The sequence below is a fragment of the Coleofasciculus sp. E1-EBD-02 genome (assembly GCF_040218245.1).
In the GTDB taxonomy this organism is placed as follows: domain Bacteria; phylum Cyanobacteriota; class Cyanobacteriia; order Cyanobacteriales; family Coleofasciculaceae; genus Coleofasciculus.
On the sequence record NZ_JAVJQN010000074.1, the window covers coordinates 1 to 23,209 of the forward strand.

Annotated in this window: 24 protein-coding genes; 15 read left to right on the plus strand and 9 right to left on the minus strand. The window is 44.5% G+C overall.

Annotated features, from left to right (window positions below):
- Window positions 1-258 precede the first annotated feature (258 nt).
- Window positions 259-705, plus strand: coding sequence for a peptide-methionine (R)-S-oxide reductase MsrB (msrB, locus tag RIC07_RS12585; RefSeq protein WP_446348027.1), 447 nt, complete (start codon window positions 259-261; stop codon window positions 703-705).
- A gap of 31 nt (window positions 706-736) precedes the next feature.
- Entirely contained in the window at window positions 737-943 is a 207-nt protein-coding gene (locus tag RIC07_RS12590; protein WP_446348025.1) for an RNA-binding S4 domain-containing protein, read from the plus strand.
- A gap of 399 nt (window positions 944-1,342) precedes the next feature.
- On the opposite strand, the gene RIC07_RS12595 is transcribed toward RIC07_RS12590, so the two are convergent.
- Window positions 1,343-1,606 (minus strand): hypothetical protein, encoded by a 264-nt coding sequence (locus RIC07_RS12595; RefSeq protein WP_446394839.1) that lies wholly within the window; start codon window positions 1,604-1,606, stop codon window positions 1,343-1,345.
- A gap of 536 nt (window positions 1,607-2,142) precedes the next feature.
- On the opposite strand from RIC07_RS12595, the gene RIC07_RS12600 reads away from it, so the two are divergent.
- The 4 genes from RIC07_RS12600 (at window position 2,143) to ppsA (ending at window position 6,565) form a co-directional block, all read left to right on the plus strand.
- The gene (locus tag RIC07_RS12600; protein WP_446394840.1) at window positions 2,143-2,277 is read left to right on the plus strand and encodes a hypothetical protein; all 135 of its coding nucleotides are present in this window, start codon (window positions 2,143-2,145) and stop codon (window positions 2,275-2,277) included.
- An 11-nt stretch (window positions 2,278-2,288) separates the two neighbouring features.
- On the plus strand, window positions 2,289-2,498 hold the full coding sequence (locus RIC07_RS12605) for a hypothetical protein (protein WP_446394841.1): 210 nt from the start codon (window positions 2,289-2,291) through the stop codon (window positions 2,496-2,498).
- A 472-nt stretch (window positions 2,499-2,970) separates the two neighbouring features.
- Entirely contained in the window at window positions 2,971-3,984 is a 1,014-nt protein-coding gene (gap, locus tag RIC07_RS12610) for a type I glyceraldehyde-3-phosphate dehydrogenase (protein ID WP_446394842.1), read from the plus strand.
- 193 nt (window positions 3,985-4,177) lie between these two features.
- Window positions 4,178-6,565 carry a phosphoenolpyruvate synthase gene (gene ppsA / locus RIC07_RS12615; protein WP_446394843.1) on the plus strand — a complete coding sequence of 796 codons (2,388 nt, stop codon included), beginning with the start codon at window positions 4,178-4,180 and terminating at the stop codon, window positions 6,563-6,565.
- A gap of 19 nt (window positions 6,566-6,584) precedes the next feature.
- Here ppsA and RIC07_RS12620 read toward each other — a convergent pair whose 3' ends face one another.
- From RIC07_RS12620 to RIC07_RS12630, 3 genes are read right to left on the minus strand one after another with little or no spacing between them, the layout of a single operon-like run.
- Complete coding sequence (locus RIC07_RS12620) at window positions 6,585-6,737, minus strand: hypothetical protein (protein WP_446394844.1); 153 nt, start codon at window positions 6,735-6,737, stop codon at window positions 6,585-6,587.
- Complete coding sequence (locus RIC07_RS12625) at window positions 6,715-6,912, minus strand: hypothetical protein (RefSeq protein ID WP_446394845.1); 198 nt, start codon at window positions 6,910-6,912, stop codon at window positions 6,715-6,717. The genes RIC07_RS12620 and RIC07_RS12625 overlap by 23 nt, the downstream gene beginning before the upstream one ends.
- Window positions 6,894-7,790 carry an exonuclease domain-containing protein gene (locus RIC07_RS12630; protein ID WP_446394846.1) on the minus strand — a complete coding sequence of 299 codons (897 nt, stop codon included), beginning with the start codon at window positions 7,788-7,790 and terminating at the stop codon, window positions 6,894-6,896. Before RIC07_RS12630 ends, RIC07_RS12625 begins: the two co-directional genes overlap by 19 nt.
- Window positions 7,791-8,135: 345 nt before the next feature.
- On the opposite strand from RIC07_RS12630, the gene RIC07_RS12635 reads away from it, so the two are divergent.
- From RIC07_RS12635 to rpsU, 3 genes are all read left to right on the plus strand, one after another.
- On the plus strand, window positions 8,136-8,426 hold the full coding sequence (locus tag RIC07_RS12635) for an RNA recognition motif domain-containing protein (protein ID WP_446371083.1): 291 nt from the start codon (window positions 8,136-8,138) through the stop codon (window positions 8,424-8,426).
- A gap of 118 nt (window positions 8,427-8,544) precedes the next feature.
- The gene (locus RIC07_RS12640; RefSeq protein WP_446394847.1) at window positions 8,545-8,697 is read left to right on the plus strand and encodes a hypothetical protein; all 153 of its coding nucleotides are present in this window, start codon (window positions 8,545-8,547) and stop codon (window positions 8,695-8,697) included.
- 268 nt (window positions 8,698-8,965) lie between these two features.
- Window positions 8,966-9,157, plus strand: coding sequence for a 30S ribosomal protein S21 (rpsU, locus tag RIC07_RS12645; protein ID WP_006103066.1), 192 nt, complete (start codon window positions 8,966-8,968; stop codon window positions 9,155-9,157).
- A gap of 191 nt (window positions 9,158-9,348) precedes the next feature.
- Here rpsU and RIC07_RS12650 read toward each other — a convergent pair whose 3' ends face one another.
- Window positions 9,349-11,802, minus strand: coding sequence for a VIT domain-containing protein (locus RIC07_RS12650; RefSeq protein ID WP_446394848.1), 2,454 nt, complete (start codon window positions 11,800-11,802; stop codon window positions 9,349-9,351).
- Between the two features lie 239 nt (window positions 11,803-12,041).
- Window positions 12,042-12,311, minus strand: a complete 270-nt coding sequence (locus tag RIC07_RS12655; protein WP_446394858.1) for a hypothetical protein — start codon at window positions 12,309-12,311, stop codon at window positions 12,042-12,044.
- Between the two features lie 719 nt (window positions 12,312-13,030).
- Between RIC07_RS12655 and RIC07_RS12660 the strand changes: the two genes are divergently transcribed.
- Window positions 13,031-13,909 (plus strand): methyltransferase domain-containing protein, encoded by an 879-nt coding sequence (locus RIC07_RS12660; RefSeq protein ID WP_446394849.1) that lies wholly within the window; start codon window positions 13,031-13,033, stop codon window positions 13,907-13,909.
- Window positions 13,910-13,952: 43 nt separating this feature from the next.
- Here RIC07_RS12660 and RIC07_RS12665 read toward each other — a convergent pair whose 3' ends face one another.
- Window positions 13,953-14,825: a hypothetical protein gene (locus tag RIC07_RS12665; protein ID WP_446394850.1), complete on the minus strand. Its 873-nt coding sequence runs from the start codon at window positions 14,823-14,825 to the stop codon at window positions 13,953-13,955.
- Window positions 14,826-15,124: 299 nt separating this feature from the next.
- Here RIC07_RS12665 and RIC07_RS12670 point away from each other — a divergent pair, with 299 nt between their 5' ends.
- Window positions 15,125-15,940 (plus strand): phosphatase PAP2 family protein, encoded by an 816-nt coding sequence (locus RIC07_RS12670; RefSeq protein ID WP_446394851.1) that lies wholly within the window; start codon window positions 15,125-15,127, stop codon window positions 15,938-15,940.
- A 353-nt stretch (window positions 15,941-16,293) separates the two neighbouring features.
- Here RIC07_RS12670 and RIC07_RS12675 read toward each other — a convergent pair whose 3' ends face one another.
- Entirely contained in the window at window positions 16,294-16,458 is a 165-nt protein-coding gene (locus RIC07_RS12675; protein WP_446394852.1) for a hypothetical protein, read from the minus strand.
- Between RIC07_RS12675 and RIC07_RS12680 the strand changes: the two genes are divergently transcribed.
- The 4 genes from RIC07_RS12680 to RIC07_RS12695 all read left to right on the plus strand — a co-directional run bounded on the left by RIC07_RS12680 (window position 16,450) and on the right by RIC07_RS12695 (window position 22,178).
- Complete coding sequence (locus RIC07_RS12680; protein ID WP_446394853.1) at window positions 16,450-19,416, plus strand: PAS domain S-box protein; 2,967 nt, start codon at window positions 16,450-16,452, stop codon at window positions 19,414-19,416. The genes RIC07_RS12675 and RIC07_RS12680 overlap by 9 nt on opposite strands.
- Window positions 19,417-19,452: 36 nt before the next feature.
- Complete coding sequence (locus RIC07_RS12685; protein WP_446394854.1) at window positions 19,453-19,905, plus strand: response regulator; 453 nt, start codon at window positions 19,453-19,455, stop codon at window positions 19,903-19,905.
- Window positions 19,906-19,910: 5 nt separating this feature from the next.
- Window positions 19,911-21,200, plus strand: a complete 1,290-nt coding sequence (locus RIC07_RS12690) for an ATP-binding protein (protein ID WP_446394855.1) — start codon at window positions 19,911-19,913, stop codon at window positions 21,198-21,200.
- A gap of 180 nt (window positions 21,201-21,380) precedes the next feature.
- Window positions 21,381-22,178, plus strand: a complete 798-nt coding sequence (locus RIC07_RS12695) for a Uma2 family endonuclease (RefSeq protein WP_446394856.1) — start codon at window positions 21,381-21,383, stop codon at window positions 22,176-22,178.
- A gap of 470 nt (window positions 22,179-22,648) precedes the next feature.
- Here RIC07_RS12695 and RIC07_RS12700 read toward each other — a convergent pair.
- A partial coding sequence (locus RIC07_RS12700; RefSeq protein WP_446394857.1) for an RNA-guided endonuclease TnpB family protein occupies window positions 22,649-23,209 on the minus strand: 561 nt, incomplete at its 5' end.

The following is a 23,209-nucleotide window of genomic DNA, read 5'->3' on the forward strand; positions in this document are numbered from 1 at the left end:
TAAAGTCGAGTTAATCAGGAGAAATAACGGTTTATGTGTAGCGTAAGAGGGAAAAAGATGGATGCCTCCATTCTTCCGGCATCCCGCTATCCCTCCTCACCCTACGAGAGTTGAGGGTGAGGACTCCCGCGAATACGTTGAGTTGTGGGTTATGAACTCACAACTCGCTAATTTTTCTCTAAGCCAACGAATCACCTTATCATGTTGGGTGTAGAGATAGCTCAACCTGATGTTTGCATAGTTAAGGAAGCTGAAACCATGATTCAGAAAGTACAAAAGAGTGACGCGGAGTGGAGACAACAGCTTACCCCGGAACAATACAAAGTAGCCCGACAGAAGGGAACGGAACGCGCCTTCACCGGGGAGTATCACGACAACAAGCAGCCTGGAGTCTACAAATGTGTCTGTTGTGGCAATGACTTGTTCACCTCCAAAACCAAATATGATTCTGGCACGGGTTGGCCCAGTTTTTGGACACCGATTGATGAAGAAAGCATCAAATATGAAGCCGATAATACTTTGTGGATGCGTCGCACTGAGGTACTCTGTGCGGCTTGTGATGCTCACTTAGGTCATGTATTTGATGATGGGCCAGAACCAACGGGTCAGCGTTACTGTCTAAATTCTGCCGCGCTAAACTTTGTCAAGTCCGATCAGGTTGAATCAGAATCTGAGGCGGAAACCGATAAATCTCCAACCACCTAACCCTCTAGATCCGTGATTTGTCTATTTTGGTATGACCAGCCCCATCCAAACCATTAAGTTAGATCAGTTCCTCAAGTGGGTAGGTGTAGCGTCCACAGGTGGCGAAGCTAAACTGATGATTCAAGACGGTGATGTGACCGTTAATGGCATCATCGAAACTCGACGTGGGCGTAAATTAGTTGAAGGAGATTTGGTAAGCGTACAAGGAGAAACCTATAAGGTTGGGACTCAACTCTAGCCATGTCTGAGTGGAGATTTCCCTAGCAATATCCGTTTGTTTAAAAAATGGTGAGGTAACTCTCCGGCTTTCAGACGCGAGTCCTTATCTCTACATGGCTCTCCTCCATCTACGACAAGTATTTAGGAGCTTTTTGGGGCGGGTAAGAGGCGCTTAATCAAAGGTGTCAAAACTAAGATTTTTGCCCAACCCGCCCTCACCTAACCTGTAAGTAAAATGAAGGTAGGTTTCTTTACGAGATTAGAGTATTGAGATTAACGAAAATGAGAAAAATTAACGGCAAAAAGCTGTCACTTCTTAGGTACTGAGTTCAGGATGATGCCCGTAATAACTTAGGCAAGTTGATTCATTAACTCAGAGACAAAAATAAATGGAAGGCTGTTGAATATTAGGGATAGCTTATAGTTCCCATTCGCGACAGTGAATTAGCATGTCGTCTAAGTTTGTTTCAAACTCCTTCCAGTCATTAAACCAGATGTCCCTATTGTTATCATTTACTGGATAATCTGCATCCCATTCCTCGATAAAAGCATCCGCATCCCAGTCTTGGGATAAGACATCTGCATCCCATTCCTCGAAGGATACGTCCTCATTTTTATCTGTGTATTTTAACAGAAGTTCTATATCTCCTTCGCTGACTGTATATTTGGTAAATACTCTCATTGTTAGTTCTCCGTTTGCTCTCAACTCAATTTGACTAATCAACCACATTCCATCTAAATCATCTCCCATTTTTTGGGAAATTGTTGTAATTTAATTCATGAAATATAGTGATTATTATCGCCATTTAGTGTGATAAGCTTGTAAAAAAAATGTGATTTTCCAAGCATTTAGCTGTGATTAATGTCACATATTTTTCCGAAAAACTCCAGATTGAGCTGTTGCCAGATCTTTTTTATATACCTCTGGTTACCTTCCTTTCATAATGCTCAATAGATGTAATTAAAACTTTACATTTGTGTCAATAATTGTAAATAAACTGAATAATATGAAGTTTAAATGCACAACAGCTTACACAATTTAAATGTGTTTTAGCTTATACAGCGCTTTTCAAGTCAGTGAGGTACACAGACAGATCCCCGACTTCTTGAAGACATCGGGGATCTTGCTTAGAGACTGTACCTCATCAACCACCAAATCTGCTGTAACTGTCCTGATTTATCGGTAAATCGGAAAGATACCGTTACAAAAGTTTAGCGATGCGGAGTGCGATCGCCAATACTGAAGGGCGACGGGAACATCAACGCCACCAAGAGCAGTATCGCTTACAACGGCTAATTGAGAAAGCTCCCATTGGTATTGGCATTGGTTCGGCAGACGTGAAGTTAGAGTGATCAACAATGTCATGCTGCACCTACACGGGTTAAGTCGGGCAGAGTTTAAGCAACAAGGCATGAAATGGCGTGACTTTATGCCACCCGAATTGGGTGGTGAGCCATCAACCTGCCGAGAGCAGGGATTTGGTCACCAAACCCCTCTGGTAGGAATCTCCCTGCGTTTACGCCGGGGAGGATGCCAATCAGGAAAACCCAAGCGTGAGAGATCGCTGGGGTAAGAAAGTGAGATTGTAGCCACTATCTAGATTATCACTTCCTTCATCTGTCGAAAATAGGGAATGATACCAAATCCGATGACAGGAATCCCCTTTAGCCCTAGGGTACTTTTGCCTTAAAGCCTTCTGCCTTCTGCCCTGGAGCCTTCTGCTACGTGTGTAATTTTCCGGAGAGTGTCATCTGGTAAAAGTCTGAGCGGTATAGCTTGGTCATTTCTTCCCACAGACAGACGATAACCAGCTTTTTACATATCTAAAGTTAAGGGTGACAACTTGCTGACGCTTGTCGGGAGCATAAAGCGTAAAAGTACATCAAGTTCAAGGCGGTTGGGTAAAGCGTAAGCGAAACCTAACAGGATCTCTCAAGGGAGTTGGGTAAAGTACCTCAAACCCAACTATATTAGGCTCCCCAGCATCCTTGGTACATCAGATAAACGTATTCTCTTCATAACCGAAGATTACAGGAGATTTAATCATGACAAAGATAGCAATTAATGGTTTCGGGAGAATTGGTCGAGCTGTTTTTAAGATTGCCCTTGACAATCCAGAATTAGAAGTCGTTGCGATTAACGATTTAGTCCCACCCGACAATCTTGCCTATCTGCTCAAGTACGATACAGTCTACGGCAAATATAATAAAAATGTAGACAGTACGAAGGATGGTCTAGTTATCGATGGCAAATCCTATAAAATCATAAGTGAAAAAGATCCCACCCAACTCCCTTGGGGTGATTTAGGCGTCGATCTTGTCTTGGAATGTACAGGGATCTTTACGAAAAAACCTGATTTAGAAAAACACATCCAAGCGGGTGCCAAGCGGGTGATTCTTTCTGCACCGGCTAAAAGTGAGGGAATCACTACCATTGTACATGGCGTCAATCAGCCGGATGAATCGGATCAAATTGTTTCCTGTGCTAGCTGCACCACGAATTGCATTACTCCCGTTGTTGAAGTCATGGGACGCCGCATTGGGATTAAAAAAGCCATGATGACAACTATTCATGCTTATACATCTACCCAAGCGATTGTGGATGGACCAAGCAAGAAATTTCGACGCGGTAGAACAGCAGCGGCTAATTTAGTTCCCACCACAACCGGGGCGGCTGTGGCGACAACCCAAGTTCTTCCCCAATATCAAAACAAGTTTGATGGGGTAGCGGTACGGGCACCAATTCCTGTTGGTTCCATTTCTGATATTATTTTCGTCACCGACAAGTCAACTAGCGTTGACGAAATTAACAGTATCTTCAAAGAAGAAGCCGAAAGCGAACGTTATCAAGGCGTTTTAGCGGTTTCCGAAGACCAGATTGTTTCATCGGATATCGTTCAAGATCCTCATGCTTCAATTGTCGATTTAACTATGACGCAAGTCGTTGATGGTGATCTAGTTAAAGTCATGAGTTGGTATGACAATGAATGGGGATATGCTTCCCAGATGATTAAAGAATCTGTCCGCATGATTAAGGCATCAAAACAAACGGCTAGCTAATTTCAGCAATTAGCGATTGGGTTTCGCTTTGTAGCGCTGTCCTTACACAGGTCAGCCCTCACCCCCAGCCCCTCTCCCAAGCTTGGGAGAGGGGAGGCAGAGAGGAACTGTGTAGAGACGTGCCATGGCGCGTCTGGGAGAAAAAGGGGAGATTCGTCCTATTTTATAGTTTTATTTTCGGTTAACGGTAATTATGACAAGCAATACTAATCAGTACATTCGTTGGTTTGAAAATCTCACCTCTGATGATGTGTCAATGGTTGGCGGAAAGAATGCTTCATTAGGTGAAATGATTCGCAGCCTGAAAGATGAAGGCGTTCGGGTTCCGGATGGCTTTGCGACTACGGCTGAAGCTTACCGTAAATTCCTTGACGCTAATCAGCTCAATGAAAAAATCAAGTCGCATTTATCAGAACTAGACAGTGAGAAAAATCCGCTAGAAAAAGTCGGGAAATCAATCCGTAAGCTATTTCATTCTGCCGACTTTCCCGAAGACATTGCCAGGGAAATTCGCGAAGCTTACGACCAACTTAGTCAACGCTATGATACTCAAGATGTAGATATCGCAGCGCGAAGTAGCGCGACGGCTGAGGATTTACCGGAAGCCAGTTTTGCCGGTCAACAGGAAACGTTTCTCAATGTTACTGGCTATGAAGAATTACTCGAAGCTTGTCGTAAATGTTATGCCTCATTATTTACCGATCGCGCGATTAGTTATCGACAGGCGCAAGGCTTTGACCATCTGAAGGTGGCGCTTTCGGTGGGGGTACAGAAGATGGTGCGATCAGATAAAGCTAGTGCTGGGGTGATGTTTTCCCTGGATACTGAGACTGGCTTTCCCGATGTCGTTGTGATTAATGCGGCATGGGGATTGGGTGAAAATGTAGTGCAGGGTTCAGTAACACCGGATGAATATCGGGTGTTTAAACCTTTATTAGAGGACGCCAATCTCAAGCCGATTATTGAGAAAAAACAGGGCGCGAAAGAGAAAAAAATGATCTACGCCAAAGGGGGAAGCGAGACGACGCAAAATATAGATACGTCTTCCCAAGAGCGTAATTCGTTTGTTTTGAAGGACGAGGAAATCTTACAACTAGGTCAATGGGCAAGTGCGATTGAATCCCATTATCAAAAACCCATGGATATGGAATGGGCAAAGGATGGGGATACAGGCGACTTGTTTATCGTGCAAGCCCGTCCAGAAACGGTTCAATCTCAAAAAGAAGCCGGATCATTAAAAACCTATAGTCTTAAGGAAACGGGGAAAGAAATCCTGGGCGGACTCAGTATTGGCGATGCGATCGCGGCGGGTAAGGTGTGCCGAATTAAAAGCGCCGAAGAGATTGACCAATTTGAAGAGAATTCCATCCTAGTGACAGGAATGACTGACCCCGATTGGGTGCCAATTATGAAAAAAGCCGCCGGGATTGTTACCGATCACGGTGGACGTACCTGTCACGCCGCCATTGTCAGTCGAGAGTTAGGCATTCCCGCTATTGTGGGAACCGGTGATGCAACGAGTACGTTGGACGATGATCAAGAGATTACCATTTCCTGTGCCGAAGGCGATCGCGGTGTGATTTATCAGGGGATGTTGGAGTATGAGGAATCTGAACTCAATCTAGACGAAATCCCCAAAACCAAAACCCAAATTATGATGAATATTGCCAGTCCTGATGCAGCATTTCGCTGGTGGCGATTACCCTGTGAAGGCATTGGTTTGGCACGGATGGAGTTTATTATCAATAATGTGATTAAAATTCATCCCATGGCGTTGATTCATTTGGATGAGTTAGAGGATGAAGATGCACGCCAGCAGATTCAGAAATTGACTCAGGGGTATGAGGATAAGACCGAGTATTTTGTCGATAATTTAGCCCGGGGAATTGCCAAAATCGCCGCCGCCCAATATCCAAATCCGGTGATTGTGCGGATGAGTGATTTTAAGACGAATGAGTATGCTGACTTGATTGGCGGTCAACAATTTGAACCAGAGGAAGCCAACCCCATGCTAGGATTCCGGGGTGCATCTCGGTATTATAGCGATCGCTACCGGGAAGGGTTTGCTTTGGAATGTCGTGCCCTAAAACGGGTACGGGAAGAGATTGGTTTCAATAATGTGATTCTGATGATTCCCTTCTGTCGCACCCTAGATGAGGCGGATAAGGTTCTCCACGTCTTAGCCGAAAATGGACTCAAGCGGGGGGAAAATGGGTTAGAAGTCTATGTGATGTGCGAAATTCCCTCTAATGTGGAGTTAGCTGAGGAGTTCTCTGAACGCTTTGATGGCTTCTCGATTGGTAGTAATGACCTCACCCAGCTCATGTTGGGGGTGGATCGGGATTCTGGGGATCTGTCCCATCTATTTGACGAACGCAATCTGGCGCTTAAGAAAACAATCCGGCGGCTGATTCAAACCGCGCATCAGTGCGATCGCAAGGTGGGGATTTGTGGGCAAGCCCCCAGTGATCATCCGGATTTTGCTGCGTTTCTAGTGGAAGCGGGAATTGATTCAATTTCCCTGAATCCAGATAGTGTGAGTCAGGTGAAGCAGCAAGTCGCCCAACAGGAAGGTAAATGATCCTAAGTCTGGTAAGTATTCACCCGGACATAATATGAGTCAACCAATAGGTATTTAGCTGTTCAGAAAGAACGTGCAAGGCTGTTACCATGTCTGCATCTACATCGCGGTTGTGAATATCGACAATTAGGTTATAGGCAAGCTCAAAGTTAATCCGATCGGTTTTGTCCATGATGGCAAATAGTCCGTTTGGACTGTGGTTCATCGAGAGTGGAGAGTTTGCCAAAAGTCGCGATCGCTTCCAGGGAGAATTCCTCTTTACTTATGTCATCGTGCCAGTTTTCCAATCCGATGTCTTTTGCCTGTTCATCGGGAATTTCACTGACGGCTAACCATCGCCGCACCATATCTTTTTTGCGCCGATCTGTGTAGCGACAAAACTTGAGAATTCCTTGGAGTATTGCCGCAGAATATCCAGCCGCCGTGTAACGATTTGTCCACCAATCCATGATGTGACGTTCAATATAAAGCCACCAATCGCATTATTGGGCTGACGGATAAAGAGCAGGCGGTTGGTTTTCAGCCGTTCTTTGGCGAGTCTCATCATCAGGTGGGTTTTACCCGCTCCGGCTTCACCAATGACAACCGCACCTTTGCTTTGTTGGTTTGGATCGCATTTGATGTCATTGATGATGGACTTAAGGATTTCATACTCGCTATGGTAAACCGCTTGCAGGTCAATGTGATCTTGGAACGGTGTGTCTACACGGCTACTGCTAAAAGGATTGTAGGTGTTCCGGAGGCGTTCGTACATAGCCAGATGTTCTTTGAGTTTTCGGTAGAGATGGTAAGTAAACTCGGCATCGTAGCGTGCCGTATGAGCGAGATTGGCGTCGAATAGTCTGTTTTTAACTTTGAGAAGGAAATGCTTGCTCAGGTATCTCAGCGAGTATTCAGGTAGATTTGGGAAACATCGTCGTGCCAGTTCACAACTACACTCGAAGGAAAACGAGGGCAACCTGACTCCGGCTTGAATAAAGCTGTTTCGCAACACTTTGCGGTCGTGTGCAGCATAGTGGCAGACGAGTATTTTGCTCTGAACCAGCGTGGCAAATTCACTCACGATGTTGCGTAGACTCTTGCACTTCAGTTGAATTTCTGTATTGTTTGGATGATCTTCAGTGAAGGCTTCATAGATGAGCTTGCCCTGACTATCGATGACGGCAATTTCGCTGAGTTCGCGTTTTCCCTCCGTGTCAATGACGACGAAGTTTTGCTCTGTCATATCCTTTAAGATTGACTTGCCTGACTATAAGTAGGTGGGGACAATTAAAGTTAACGGTGGGGATCGTCATTCGTCATTCGTCATTCGTCATTTGTAAGGGTTTGAGGCTTGTTAACATAACTTAACATGGTTGAGTTTATTTCCACCAACCTACTTATCATGGGCAAAATACTGAACTAATATTTGAACCTGATAATATCTTGCCAAACCCCTGCAATCGATGCTAGAGTATATACGGTTGATTTTCGGTAGAGTAAGCTTGTTTCGATTTTTTCGATTTCGATTTTGTCCGCAGGCACTTCTCCGATGTAACTCGCTACAGGTTCAGTAAAAAGGAAGTGCCTTATGTCTATTTACGTTGGTAATTTGTCCTACGATGTCACTCAAGAGGATTTGACGGAAGTTTTTGCCGAATACGGTAACGTCACTCGCGTGAGTGTACCAAAAGATCGTGAAACCGGACGTCCACGAGGGTTCGCTTTTGTGGAGATGGAGTCTGAGTCTAACGAAGACAGTGCTATTGAAACCCTTGATGGTGCTGAATGGATGGGACGCTCAATGAAGGTTAACAAAGCAAGACCACGGGAACGAAGCAATGGGAATCGCGGTGGCGGCTATAACCGTGGCTCTTTTTAACTTAACTGGCGAGGGGTTTGGGGAGCTATAAGTCCCGAACTGTACCCGTGAGGTCAGTGTCGGGATACATGGACTCCCCAATTTCGGGGCATTGAACCCCTACTCAATTGATTGAATCGTGTTAAAGTTGAACCATGATCTAAAAACGTATCCAGGGACTCTGGAGAAGCAAGAAATTGGCTCTCAAGTCGAGGTATCGGGGGCAATGCGCCTAGATAACTGGCGTAGGGGAGCAATGCCTAATAGCGATATTAGGAAGCCCATATTGTAATCTTCGATTCGATGTTGGGATGATGTCACGTGTGTCATACTGATATCACTACACTCCATGAGAGCGGTGATATATATAAATCGCGCCTTGTGAAAAAACTTGTTCACCGCTATAGCATTAAATGTTCAGCGGTGGGAGTGTCAAAAGCTGATTTCCTTATTTTTCCCTGAAATTTAGGAACGATAAGGAATTAAGTTACTATGGCTTTTGAAATTTGAGGGCAGGTAAATGTCTGCCCTTTTTGTGTTGAGCTTCAAAGGAGATAAGCATGGCTCAAGTTATTATTGGAGAAAATGAAGGAATTGAATCTGGACTTCGGCGATTTAAGCGCAAAGTATCTCGTGCTGGGATTTTCTCAGACATGAAGAAGAACCGCTTTTTTGAAACTCCCTTAGAAAAGCACAAACGCAAGGAAATAGCCAGACACCGACAACAACGCAGATATCGCAAACGGCGGTAAGAAATTGCTGATGTTCTTGACCTTTTCCCCTACGTTAGTACGGCTTCGCAGACCTTAAAAGTCAAGAGCTTTCCCTCAAAGGTGGTGAAGCGTCAAGTGTAGGGGCGGGTTTAGCTACTCAGGTAAGCGGGTTAATGATAACCTTTTAACAAAACCCGCCCTCAGTAGCCTATTCGTACTTTCGTGTTTCCTCAAGGAACTCGCAAGGTAACTCGAATCGTTCCAGTAACAGATTCTAAAGTAGACCACCCTAAGAGCGATCGCCGAATTGGATCGACAATGGTGGTATCCTGTAACGTTGACTCGATATCGTCGAGGATCACTCGTTGAACTGCACCATCGCGAATCTGTAACTCAAAGATAATTTCTCCTGTGAAACCCTCTGGGAGATTCAGGGATTGTAAATGTTGAGTCAAAAACGCGATCGCATCTTTTTCTGGTTCCGGTTCTAACCCTTCAATCTTCACCACTGTAAGTTGAGGCGAACCTTGGCTTAAGGTATCAGCCTCCTCGTCTAACAGGGGAGTCGATGAAGGCGCAGCCGAACCTCGCGAAGAACCTACTGTACTCCTAGATCGAAATCTAATATTTCCAGGAGTTCCACGAGTACCACTACCCGCCGTTCTCGATGGTGTATAACTATTGGGTACGTTCCGAGTATATGTTGTATCCGCCGTATCACCAAAAATCCCCTCATAACTCACCCCTTCTGGTAACTCAACTGGAACTTGTACCTGCCGCCTTGTTCCATCGGGTTCCACGCGGACTTCTTCGCTTACCGCTACAAATGCCGTATATTGCGATAATAAGCGATAGTCTAACGCCGTCTGCGTCACCGCCTCGACACCCGACGTAGTTTCACCACCAAACATTTGATTCATCAAGTCTTTGATCCGGGCGCGTCCCCACAATTGGGCAATTGCGGGATTATCGGTACTCTGATCAAAATTCACCGATAGAGTTCGTTCATACCGTTGACCCCCCGCCGCCATTCCGGTAATCTTAATCGTGCCATTGCGACGGTCTGATTTCCGTCCAAACAAAACCAAAGGTTGATTGGCAAACAAATCGGGTGCAGCTAGGGGGTAGATTTGCGCCGATGTCCCCTCTCCTTGCCAACTGACCTGAATATTCGTTAATACTGGATTATTAATTTGGCGGAAGAAGGTTTCAGCCACCTCTTGCGTGAGTTCATCCTGACGAATAATTTTGGCTGTACCCCGCCCCACTTCAGCTAAACGGTTCAGCAAGAAGCGATTCACTGAACTCCCGACACCGAAACTATAGAGGCGATTACCCGGTTTGAGTTGTCGTTGTACCTCAGCAATTACCTGCGATTCATTACCAATATAGCCATCGGTGAGTAACACGACACTTCGCAGGCGATTCGGTGCAGATGGCGGGAAGTTTAACACCGCCCGTATCCCATTCATTAATTCTGTCCCGCCATTTGCCTGCAACCCATTAATATAATTCAATGCCTGAGTGCGATTTTGGGCAGTATTGGCTAAAGGTTGCGGTGAAAGCTGAGTCGTCGTATTGGCAAAATCGATAATTGTAAACGTATCGTCCGGATTCAACCCATTAATAAAGCGGCGCATCAATTCCTGTGACTTCAGCAACGGTTCACCGCGTTGAGAACCCGATGTATCCATGAGAAAGACGACATCCTTAGGTACTATCTCATTCGGGCGATAGTCTAGGGCGGGAATTAAGTAAAGGGCAAAATGTCCACCCCGTTCATCGGCTTGGGAAAGGATAGTGGCTTGCGTGCGATCGCCTGCGACTTGATAGCGTAAAATTAGGTCTTTGTTGGGAATTGTGTCTTCCCCGCCTAACTGTACCTGTACGGTTTCACCTTGGCGTTCGCTGCGAATCTGATGGGAAGGGGAACGCACATCCTGAATCGGTACACCAGCATTAATCTCTACGGTTACATTAATATCATGTCCCGAACGAGTTCCTGGCTTGAGAACTGGGGGAGTAATTCGGGAGGCGTCGGGAACTTCGTCTGTATTTCCACTATTACCACTGGGAGTACCGGGAATATAGCGGGGACCAACAACCATCGGAAACACAAATTCATAGTCACCGCCCTGAAATTTTAGGCTATCGGTGTAGCGAATTGTGACATCAATCTGTTCTCCGGGTTTGATATTCGCCAGAGACTGAGTAAAAATATTGGCCCCTTCTTGTTCTAAGAGTCCCGCCGTTCGTCCTTCCTGACGCGCCTGTTCGTAAATCGCTTGGGCTTCTTCACGTTTTTTAATCTCCCCTTTAATCGTGCGATCGCCGATTTTAATCTCCATATCATACACCGCCGCCTCATCAGGCAAGGGGAAGACATAGACAGCTTCTAAGGGTTCCGCAAAGGGGTTTTCAAAGGTTTGTGTTACTTCAACTTGAGAGACATTTCCTGTAACTTTGGCATTCACCTCGGTATGCTTGAGAGGAAAGACTTGCTGTTGTCCCTCTTCCGATTGAACGTATAACCCGCCAACCGGAAGTTCTTGCTGATTGTTGGCGAGATTTTGGCTGATCACTCGTGTCGGTATCTTAGCCGGAACTTGAGCTAAGGTTATCGGAACAACTACGAAGATACCACTTAGGCATAAAGTTATGGGTATAGCCTCGATAAATTTCATACACGTCTCATTAAAAAAGTTGGGAACCTTTATGTAGTTTATGTAGGGTGGGCAAGAGTTATAAAATTCAAATGCTTATAGTATCGTTCGTTGCTCTTGCCCACCACAGGAGTACTTTAAGCTGATTACCAGTAAGGCAAGATATGAGTATAACTTAAAAGAGTTGGGAGTGCGAAAGTCTTAACTTGTGACTATCGGGTAATCCAGACTGATAACAAAGATGGAAAGTTTCGCCACATCTACTCATCCTCCTGATCGAATAATTCTAACAAACCCACTGTACCCACAAAGAACGTATAAGTTCCATAGACGATGGGTGTCTTTTGTCTAGAAGGCGCATAAGCCGCCGCGATAATCGCTTCCACTAAATGAATGGTAACGGCAAAACGCCCCAGCCAAAAAACAGGTTCAAGGATTGTGGGGACACTCAGATCACTGAATAAAGCATAAATATTCCAGAGTTCTAGTGCAATTGCGCCACTGATCAGACTGGTGGATACAACTTTTATGGCGTTGAAAAATTTTTTTTTTGTTTGATAGACTTTAACTGCATAATCAGAGTCAAGCGTTTTGAATGTTCATTAGCTTACCACAAAACTCCCTGAAGATTTCCTGGTTCTGCCGCCAAGTCAGGGATTGTAAGGATTATCAGGGAAAAGAATACCCTTTCTTTCTTGTCTTTCTTGCTCCCCTCTCCCCTGGAGGGAGAGGGGCTGGGGGTGAGGGGGTTGTAGCTTAAGTTGACACTCATGGTCGCTGATCAAATGTAACGGTGTCAGAATTAACTTGTCTCGACTCGCCCCCGTCTAATGTAGGCGGTATTTACCTTTAATTTACGATACCCGATGCAGGGCGACCCGGTAAAATTAATAGGTTGGTGGTGTTCATTGGTGCAGCGGGTCGCCCCTACAGGGTTTGCTTTTAATTTCTGATACCTGATCTATGGTTTATGTGATAAAAATAGGGTAATTGCGTTAATTTTCCTGCGTTTTTTCGGCGGTGTTTACCTTTAATTGCCCATACCTAATTCAGGGCGACCCGATAAAATTGATCGGTTGGTGGTGTTCATTGGTGCAGCGGGTCGCCCCTACAGGGTTTGCTTTTAATTCCCGATACCCGATTCAGGATTCCCCCGATAAAATTAATAGGTTGGTTATGTTAATTTGTGCAGCGGGTCGTCCAGTAGTTGTTTTTGATTATAGACAAGTGATGAGAGGAAGAGATTACCATGTCTATCCGTAATAACATAGGAGAGCTTTTGTTAAAGCCAATCATAAGCGTTCTGATTGGTCAAGACAAACTCCAGTTCTATGAAACCATTGATTGGCAAAAGCAGAGTGAACGTTTCCGACAAACTAATCTCATTTATCCCGACTATTATAGCCAGCCCGACTTTCATGGTATTGAAGGCGGCTATCTTAATCCTATAGCGGCTATCACCTATGATACTGTGACAGCTTATGCTTCCCCACCCAATGAAACTCGGATTCGCGAACAGTTAATAACGACTATTGAGAACCAGCCCAGTCGAATTCTCGATCTCGGTTGCGGTACGGGTTCGACAACATTGATGTTAAAGCAGGCGTTTCCGGAAGCCGTTGTTATCGGATTGGATTTGTCTCCGTATATGCTGATTGTGGCAGACTACAAAGCAGAGCAAGCAGGGTTAAATATACAATGGCAGCATGGTTTAGCTGAAGCTGCGGGTTTTGATGATGCTTCGTTTGATTTAGTCACAGTCTCGATGGTATTACACGAAACGCCACCCCTGATTTCTCAGTTAATCGTACAAGAATGCTGTCGCTTGCTGGAACCTGGAGGACAATTGATTATTCTAGATGGAAACCAACGGAAACTTCGTTATGCTCACTGGTTGATAGAACTCTTCCGAGAACCTTATTCAAAGGACTATGCTGCTCATAGTGTAGAAGATTGGATGATAGCGAGTTTTTTTAAACAGGTGCAAACTGAATATGTGGGATGGATTCATCAAGTAACGTCTGGGATTAAACCAGTCTCTCCCAGATTTGATTTGAATAATTTTGAGTTAGTTAAACGAGAGGAATTAATCAAGCGTTATTCACAACATAAGTCTCTGATTGAGTAAATGATACGAGTGTAATTTTTAGATACAGCAATTTATCCAAACTTTAATAATTTTCATAAAAATGTTCGCGCAGCAAGTCATGAATAAACCGATAACGTCCACCCACTTGCTGAATAAAACCTAACTCACGCCCATAGCTAAAAAAATGTTGATAATTGCGGGGAATTGCGCCACTCCACCACAGGATTAGGCGCAGTACAATATGCTGAATACAAGCCAATCCTGCACAAAAGTATCCTACTAATAGTGCAAAAATTAATCCTAAAATTACAACGACTTCTATTTCGACAGCTTTTTCAGAAATTAATCTTTGGCTTAGATAAAGAAATGCCATAAAAATTGGGGTGGCGGACAAATAGAAAATTACTGAATGCTTTGCGGTTTCTATAAAGCCTTGATTTGGATAACGGCTAGCTGTTTTTTCTGAGCTGCTACCCAAGCTAAAAAATACTATAATAATTACAGCAAATATTGAACCAAACACCGCATCTTTTACTGAAAATATCTCCAAAAAAGTTAAGACCATAGTAGTCAGAAAATAAATTGCTTGTACTATACCTCTCGGATGTATTAGGATAGAAGGTAGGATTGCACCCACAACAAACAATACCAAGGCGACGTAAAATATTTCTTGGCTGTATTCCAGGGGAAGAAAACCGCTTTTGAGTCCAGCGTAAAGCGTTACACTTAGAAGTACGGGTATGCCGCTCGCCAAAGCCACCGTCTGAGTTGCTGACTGCGACTGAGATGCTGTTGATGATGAATCACTGGTCAGCATATTGATGGACGCGAGTGCCACAATAGCTGCTCCAATTAGCCCAAAAATCAAAACGTCTGTTTGAGATAAACCTTTTGAAGACAATGTTTCTGTACTGGATATCTGGTTAATTAGATATCCAACGACAACATTTACCATAGCCGCTATCAGTTGTATGAGGAATCGCAGGAGTTTAGACATGGGGATTTGGTACGATACACTTTGCCAGTTATGATTTAATTACCACTATATAGCGCTCCTAAATTGGTTGTGGCAATTTTCAAAACTGAAACCCTTACTATACCTGAGTTTCAAGCCGTTCACTTGTTGCATCCTATTTGGGATTGCTATAGTATCTACTAATTTTAGTGGCTGTTAGATTAACCTAGTCCACCCTATAAAGCGCTAACATATAGCACTCCCCCTGTAGGGAACGTTTAACAAAATTTTAAGGCGCGATGACAACGATTGAATGGATTCAGGAACTGCTAGGACAGCGCTTGCAGCCTTTAGTCTTTGCGATTACCAATCTCGGTTCAGAATATGCCTACATCGCCTTCCTCACGCTCTATTACTGGTTAATTGACCCATGGACAGGTCGCCAGTTAGGATTATTCCTAGGGATTAGTTATGAGTGTAATACAATCCTCAAAGAACTATTTGACATACCTCGTCCCTTCGAGTTAAATCCGGATATCGCCTCTGCTGACGCGATCGCGACGAGTGAAAATGCATCGTTTCCCAGCGGACATGTCCAAGGTTCAGCCACCTTTTGGATTTACCTATCTTTACACCACCGCCGTCTCTGGCTATGGGTGTGGAGTCTCATAATTCTTCCCTTAATTGCCATATCGCGCCTCTACTTAGGGGTTCACTTTCCTCTGGATGTAGTCGCCGGATTGATTGTAGGTATTCTTTTTGCGGGGATAGGTACAGTCTGGTCTATTCCTGTAAAACCAAGGTTTATCGTTCAGGTTACATTTGTCATCGTGACGTTTTTTATAGCCAGTGTATGGGAACCTTTAGCGCGTTCTTTGGGGGTCATTACTGGGTTTTTCCTCACTCAACCTAAGTTTACATCCCCTTCAACGTTGAAAGGGCGATTGCTCTTGGGCGGAATCGGTTTAACCTTAGTCTTAACCCTTTTTATCGGTTCAAGATGGATTTTAGGGGACTGGCGAAATCAAGGATGGGTTACTTATTGGCGCTATAGTCTCCTTACCCTATTTGCTACTGAGATTGTACCTAGACTACTTCATCGCCAAACGGGGTAAATGGTACAGGTAAGATTTGGGTAGATTTTATAATTAAATTGGGCGCACCGAAGTGCGCCCCTACAGTTTTTTGCTATAATTCTAATCCATCACTATTAGCTATGCCACACCACTCGATTAACAGGATTATCTAAGCAAGATCCTCGACTTCTTCAAGGATACTGCTAGCAAGCTTAAAGTTGTGGGTAAAATTTTTCTGGATCGCTACTCTCATAAGGGTTTGAGAAAATAATTGACCACTGTTTTAAGCTTGCCAAGCCACTACGGTTTATCTAATTTGGTCAAAAACTCGCTGCTAAATCCTACAGAATTATAGGGAAAGAAACCAATACAATTAGGGGCTAAAGCCCCTACTACAAACTGGTATCCGTAATTTTACCGAAGAATTCGCCGCCATCCTCACAGAATTGGGTACTTTCTCGGTCAACAATTTGCCTAAAAGTGGTGAAAATTAAGGAAACCATCCCTGTATAACCGCTTCTAGGATAAGACTTCTCATGGGCAATCCCGTGCAGCATACAATAATTCAAGCTGACCCTAAATGGCAAGCTTTTTTCCATCACTCAGCCGATCTCTTCTGTATTATCGAACCTGACGGCAGGATTGGACAACTCAACCCCGCTTGGCGCAAGCTATTGGGGTGGATGCCGGAAAAAGTGCGATCGCGCCGTTGGATTGAACTTGTTCATCCAGAGGATGTCACCGCTACGCTGACGGCGTTAGCCACGAAAGCTGTTCCTGTTTCCTTTCGGAACCGTTATCGCCACTACCAAGGGAACTACCACTGGTTAGAGTGGACATGGAATTACGACGAGGCGGGATATGGGTATGCTGCCGCCAGAGAAATTACCGATTCACTCCCCAGAGACTGTGAATTGGATTGCTTTTTCAATATGTCCATTAATCTCATGGCGATTGCGGGAAGCGATGGGTATTTCAAACGAGTGAATCCTGCCTTTGAAAGGATTCTCGGCTATCCCCTAGCGGAACTTTTAACTCAACCCTTTCTAGAATTAGTCCATCCCGATGATCGCGTCGCCACCTTAACTGAAATAGAAAAATTGGCGACAGGTACGACATCCATTCAATTTGAAAATCGCTATCGCTGTCAAGATGGTTCCTATCGTTGGTTAGCTTGGAATAGCGCCTCATTTCCGGCTAAAGGGTTAATTTATGCGGTGGGACGCGATATTACTGAACAGAAGCAGACTGAAGCCATTCTCCAAGAAACTCAAGAACGGTATGAACTGGTAGCAGAAGGATCAAATGATGGACTTTGGGATTGGAATCTGCTAACCGATCAGGTTTACTATTCTCCCCGTTGGAGTCAAACCTTAGGGTATCACGTCGATGAAATTTCCGATCGCGCTACTGAATGGTTGGATCGGATTCATCCAGGCGATCGGGAACGGGTATTGGCTACGTTTCAAGACTATATTGACGGATTAACCCCTAGCTTAGAACTGGAACACCGCCTGCTGGATAAAGAGGGGAATTACCGCTGGATTTTGTCCCGTGGCGCGAGTTTACGCGATACTAATGGTAAGCCTTATCGGATTGTTGGGTCAAATCGGGATATTAGCGATCGCAAACGTACCTTGTCTACATTGCGGTTAACTCAAGAACGCTTGCGTTATCTCCTGTCTCATAGTCCGGCGGTACTCTATAGTCGCCAGGTTTCCGGGAACTATGGCGTCACGTTTATGAGTGATAATACAGCAACTGTCATAGGATACGCTGCCCAAGACTTTATCACAAACCCGCCGTTTTGGGTCAACCATATTCACCCCGAAGATGTTCCTCGCGTTTGTGCCAATTTGCCCAAAGTTTTTGACACGGGACATCATGTTCATGAATACCGCTTCTTACATCAGGATGGCACTTACCGCTGGATGCATGATGAACTGAAACTGATTTGTGATGAAGCCGGAAACCCTTTAGAAATAGTTGGCTTTTGGACGGACATTACCGAGAAGAAGCAAGCCGAAATTATCCTGCAACAACAGACCAAAGCCTTACAAGACGCCCATCAACGCTTGGGATTCCATGTGGAGAATTCTCCCCTAGCTGTCGTGGAATGGGATAACCAGTTCCGGGTGCAGCGTTGGTCAAAACAAGCGGAACAAATCTTTGGCTGGACAACGCCGGAAGTCTTAGGCAAGCGTTCAGGTGATTGGCAGTTTATTTATCCCGATGATGTGGAAATTGTCCGCCAAGAAATGAGTGGGTTACTGGATGGGAGTACCTCCAGTGTTGTCTACCAAAATCGCAATCTGACCAAAGATGGCAGGGTGGTAATTTGTCAATGGTACGAATCTGCCCTTTTAGATGAATCGGGTAATATGGTCTCAATTTTGTCCCTCGTCCAAGATATTACCGACGCCAAACAAACCGAGGAAGCCTTGCGCCATAACGCGGAAATGCTGCGGCTGCTTTTAGAATATACTCCCGCCGCGATCGCGATGTTTGATAAGCAGATGAATTACCAGTTAGTCAGTCGCCGCTGGTTAGATGACTATCAGTTAGAAAATCAAGATATTATCGGCAAAAATCACTACGAACTCTTTCCCGAAATCCCCGATACTTGGAAACAAATTCATCACCGTTGTCTCCAAGGTGCAAGTGAACAGTGTGACGAAGACTTATTTATCCGCGCCGATGGGGAGAAGCAATGGATTTCCTGGGAAATCCGTCCTTGGATTGGCAATATTGGCGACATTAGCGGCATTATTATGAACACCGAAGTCGTCACGGAACGCAAGCAAGCCAAAGAAAAACTCAAAGAACTAAATCAAGAATTATGGCAATCTAATCGCGACTTAGAACAGTTTGCTTATGTCGCCTCCCACGATTTACAAGAACCCTTACGCGCTGTCAATAGTTACGCCCAACTTCTCAGCCGTAAGTATCAAAACCAACTGGATGCTAAGGCGGATAAATACCTCCATTACATTATGGACGGGGCGACGCGGATGCAGCAATTAATTAATGATCTGCTGGAATTTTCACGGGTGGGAACACGAGGAAAACCCCTACAACCCACGGATAGTGAGACAATTATCCGACAAGCAATGGAGAATTTAAACGTCGCGATCGCAGAAAGTCAAGCAATAGTTACTTATGACGCCTTACCCACAGTCATCGCTGATCCAACTCAATTAACTCAATTATTCCAAAACCTCATCGCTAATGCGATTAAATTTCGTCGTGAAACCCCACCAAACGTCCATATTTCTGCCCAAAACCAGGGAAATGAATGGACGTTTGTAGTTCAGGATAATGGGATTGGTATGGAATCGGAATATTTAGAGCGCATTTTTACAATATTCCAGCGATTACATTCTCGCCGCGACTATCCTGGAACCGGAATTGGTTTGGCTATCTGTAAGAAAATTGTCGAACGTCATGGAGGACGAATTTGGGTCAATTCTGAGTTAGGCATTGGCACAACCTTTTATTTCACCATTCCCGTTTAACTGTTCCATCTACCTCAATTTCATTCATTATTGATCATGACTCTAACGTTTATGAAGACAATTCGACCGATAGAAATTCTCCTAGTTGAAGACTCTCCCAGCGATGCTGATCTCACCGTTGACGCTTTTAGTGACGCCAGAGTTCTCAACAATTTGCACTGGGTTGAAGATGGCGTGGAAGCCCTAACGTTTTTACGACGCCAAGGTCAATATAGCGATGTTCCTCGCCCCGATTTAATCTTGCTTGACCTGAATATGCCCAAAAAAGATGGACGTGAGGTTTTAGCGGAAATCAAAGCCGATTCCCAACTGAAGCGGATTCCAGTGATTATTCTGACTACATCAGCCGCCGAACGAGATGTCCTGAAAACCTACGAATTGAATGGCAACTGTTATGTCACCAAACCCATTGATGTCGAACAATTTATGTCAGTTGTCAAGATAATTGAAGCCTTTTGGCTGGCTGTGGTTCAACTACCTTCGGAGTAATACCAATGTCTATATCCCCTCTAAAAATATTGCTAGTCGAAGATAACCCGGCTGATGCGGATCTGTTACAAGAAATCCTAGAAGACGCCGAAGAAATGCCTTGGTCTTTAGTCCATGTGGAACAACTGAAACAGGCGTTATCAACCGTACAGACTCATGACTTTGATGTCGTGTTATTAGACTTGTCTCTCCCCGACAAACAAGGATTAGGAACTGTGGCAAAAACCCATGAAACTGTACCCGATTTACCGATTGTGGTTCTTACGGGGTTAAATGATAAAGTAACTGCCTTAGAAGCCTTACGCCAAGGGGCGCAAGATTATCTAGTCAAAGGTAAAATTGATCATGAATTATTGACCCGTTCAATTCGCCATGCCATTGAGCGATCGCAAACCTTAAAACGGCTGCGACAGAGTGAGGAGAAACTGCAACAGCTTAATGAGGAACTCGAATGTCGCGTCGCTAAACAAACGGAAGAACTGCGACAAAAAAATCATGATTTACAACAAGAAATCGCCCAGCGCCAGCACTTAGAAGCTGAACTGCGTCAAAGTTTAACTAAAGAAAAAGAACTCAGTGAACTTAAATCCAATATTATCTCTGTCGTCTCCCATGAATATCGCACTCCCTTAGCCACGATTCTCTCATCCAGCGAATTACTGCAACATTACGGTCATAAATGGCAGGAGGATAAAAAGCAGCGGCATTTTCAACGGATTCAAAATACAATCCACCACATGACCCAGTTAATTAGTGATGTGTTATTGATTAATAAAGCCGAGGCTGGTAAATTGGAATTTAAACCTGTTCCTATCGATTTAGAAGCATTTTGCCAAGAATTAGTGGAAGAGTTACAACTGACGGTGAAAACGCCCCATCAAATTGGGTTTCGCCGTCAAGGTAGGTCACGATGGGTTTGTCTAGATGAGAAACTATTACGACAATTTTTAACCAATTTACTGTCAAATGCGATTAAGTATTCCCCAGAAGGAGGAACGGTACAATTTGACCTGATATTTGATCCTGATCAGGTCACATTCAGGATTAAAGACCAAGGAATTGGGATTCCCGAAAAAGAGCAATCTCAGTTATTTGATGCCTTTTATCGCAGCAGTAATGTGGGGACAATATCGGGAACGGGATTAGGACTAGCGATTGTCAAAAAATGTGTGGAACGCCATCAAGGTGACATTGCGGTAGATAGTGAAGTAGGCAAAGGAACAACATTTATTGTGACGATTCCTGTAGGTTCTGAACTGTCACCAGAATCCTTAAACATTGTCGGGTGCGTTTAGCGTAGCGTAACGCACCATTACTCAGGTTCGTAGTAGGGGAACTTTAGCCCCATATTTTATCGGCTATCTAGGTGTAACGCTAATGTGGCTCGACACAGCTAAAATGGTGGAAGAGATTTAATGTCCTAACCTTAATCGCAACCGCTATAACCTTAATGTTTCAGGTAGGAGTCTGCACAGATGGTACAATTTGAACCACTTTCTCGTCTACCCACTAGCCAAGAGCTACCTTGCTCCGATGATACTCCTGTGGATAATGAACTACAAAATTTAGTTCCCAACTTACTCCTAAGTATCCTAGCTTTCATCTGGCAAGAACGCCAGGATTGGTTTTTGGGCGTAGATATGGGGATTTACTACCTCTATGAAAACAAACGCCAACCTGCGCTAGTTCCCGATGGATTTCTCAGTATCGGTGTCCCTAGACGTTCCAATGAATCCGGACGACTCAGCTATGTATTGTGGGAAGAGAACAATATTCCGCCTATCCTGGCAATGGAAATCGTCTCTAAAAAATATAACAAGGAATATGACGAAAAGAAAGAAAAATATGCTCAGTTAGGCGTACTTTACTACCTAATTTATAACCCCAGTCACTGGCAAAGAGACGGACATCAACCCTTAGAATTATATCGTTTAGACCAAGGAGAATACATCTTACAAACTGGGGAACCCTACTGGATGCCAGAAGTCGGTTTAGGAATTGGTCGAGGAATAGGAACCTACGTGGCTTGGACAAGGGAATGGTTATTCTGGTACGACGAACAAGGAAATGCTTATCCACTTCCGGAAGAACTCATTGAACAAGAACGCCAACGGGCGGAACAGGAACGCCAACGGGCAGCCAGAGCAGAAAGAGCGTTGCAACAACAACAGCAACAAACGGTTATTCGACTATTTTCATTGGGCTTAAGTCTAGAACAAATTGCAACTGCTTGTAATCTTTCTGTAGAAGAAGTCAGCGTTATTCTTGAGTGATAGGATTAGGAATCCGCTTCTTTTTTCCGGTCAAAAAATCAGTCATCATTTTTACCAGCCAGTAGTTGCGCGGCGATAGGCAAACAGCCCATTCTTCCCTTCGTAGTCAGCACTTTAGTGCTGGAAAATAAAACAGTTTAAGGCACTAAAGTGCCTACTACAAACAAAGTTTACTTAAATTAGGTAAGCCCACATTCCTATTTAAGACCGAAGTCTAAACCAGAATGTGAGCTTACCCTGTCAGGGCTTCACGGGTTCATTTATCTGCCTTATAGGGTTTTTTCAGGCAGGGTGCTTTCGCTTTCTCTATTGTGCAGCCGAACCTCAGCCAATTGGGTATAGTTTTGATGAAATCTACGGGGATAAATATTAAATTTCTGTGAAACTTGCCCCGACAGGTCGCTTTTGACACAGTTCAAGTACTGGAATAGATTCTACGGTTAAATCGGGCGCAAGACCCTGCATTGGTGTCAACTTAAACCACAGCCCTTACCCCCATTCCCTTTGCCAAGCTTGGGTGAGGGGGTTCTATTGACATCCTCCCTCGCCGGAGACGAGGGATTCCCAAACCTCACGATTTGACGCTTCGACTCCGCGAGCGCGTCAACACCGAGCGGAGTCGAGGTGTTGAGTTCCTGCTTCCTGCCCCTGAGATTACGCGGTAGCTGAGCCTGTCGAAGCTCAGAGGTTTTTCGCAACTGCCCTTTGGACTTATGTCCATCGGGTCTTATGTTCGCTCCACAGACTATCACCGCAAGCCCTGCGGCTAGAATATTATTTGCGGCATTAATATCTCGGTCGTGGTGAGTTCCACATTCTGGGCAATTCCACTCCCTAACATTAAGCGGCAATTTATCAACGACGTGACCACAATGTCCACAGCGCTTAGAACTGGGAAACCATCGGTCAATCTTAACCAGCAATCGACCGTACCACTGGCACTTGTATTCCAACTGTCTAACCAGTTCGCTCCAGCTTGCGTCAGCAATTGCTTGAGCTAACTTGTGGTTTTTCATCATATTCTTCACGGC

Bases quoted from the DNA above. Each gene is read 5' to 3' on its own strand.
- RIC07_RS12695 (WP_446394856.1), top strand. From the start codon at position 21,381: ATGGTACAATTTGAACCACTTTCTCGTCTACCCACTAGCCAAGAGCTA.
- RIC07_RS12685 (WP_446394854.1), top strand. From the start codon at position 19,453: ATGACTCTAACGTTTATGAAGACAATTCGACCGATAGAAATTCTCCTA.
- RIC07_RS12630 (WP_446394846.1), bottom strand. From the start codon at position 7,790: ATGACAGAGCAAAACTTCGTCGTCATTGACACGGAGGGAAAACGCGAA.
- RIC07_RS12650 (WP_446394848.1), bottom strand. From the start codon at position 11,802: ATGAAATTTATCGAGGCTATACCCATAACTTTATGCCTAAGTGGTATC.
- RIC07_RS12665 (WP_446394850.1), bottom strand. From the start codon at position 14,825: ATGGTAAATGTTGTCGTTGGATATCTAATTAACCAGATATCCAGTACA.
- RIC07_RS12605 (WP_446394841.1), top strand. From the start codon at position 2,289: ATGCTGCACCTACACGGGTTAAGTCGGGCAGAGTTTAAGCAACAAGGC.
- gap (WP_446394842.1), top strand. From the start codon at position 2,971: ATGACAAAGATAGCAATTAATGGTTTCGGGAGAATTGGTCGAGCTGTT.
- RIC07_RS12660 (WP_446394849.1), top strand. From the start codon at position 13,031: ATGTCTATCCGTAATAACATAGGAGAGCTTTTGTTAAAGCCAATCATA.
- RIC07_RS12620 (WP_446394844.1), bottom strand. From the start codon at position 6,737: ATGGACAAAACCGATCGGATTAACTTTGAGCTTGCCTATAACCTAATT.
- RIC07_RS12590 (WP_446348025.1), top strand. From the start codon at position 737: ATGACCAGCCCCATCCAAACCATTAAGTTAGATCAGTTCCTCAAGTGG.
- msrB (WP_446348027.1), top strand. From the start codon at position 259: ATGATTCAGAAAGTACAAAAGAGTGACGCGGAGTGGAGACAACAGCTT.
- RIC07_RS12635 (WP_446371083.1), top strand. From the start codon at position 8,136: ATGTCTATTTACGTTGGTAATTTGTCCTACGATGTCACTCAAGAGGAT.
- RIC07_RS12600 (WP_446394840.1), top strand. From the start codon at position 2,143: ATGCGGAGTGCGATCGCCAATACTGAAGGGCGACGGGAACATCAACGC.
- RIC07_RS12625 (WP_446394845.1), bottom strand. From the start codon at position 6,912: ATGGTGCGGCGATGGTTAGCCGTCAGTGAAATTCCCGATGAACAGGCA.
- rpsU (WP_006103066.1), top strand. From the start codon at position 8,966: ATGGCTCAAGTTATTATTGGAGAAAATGAAGGAATTGAATCTGGACTT.
- RIC07_RS12670 (WP_446394851.1), top strand. From the start codon at position 15,125: ATGACAACGATTGAATGGATTCAGGAACTGCTAGGACAGCGCTTGCAG.
- RIC07_RS12675 (WP_446394852.1), bottom strand. From the start codon at position 16,458: ATGCTGCACGGGATTGCCCATGAGAAGTCTTATCCTAGAAGCGGTTAT.
- RIC07_RS12595 (WP_446394839.1), bottom strand. From the start codon at position 1,606: ATGAGAGTATTTACCAAATATACAGTCAGCGAAGGAGATATAGAACTT.
- ppsA (WP_446394843.1), top strand. From the start codon at position 4,178: ATGACAAGCAATACTAATCAGTACATTCGTTGGTTTGAAAATCTCACC.
- RIC07_RS12690 (WP_446394855.1), top strand. From the start codon at position 19,911: ATGTCTATATCCCCTCTAAAAATATTGCTAGTCGAAGATAACCCGGCT.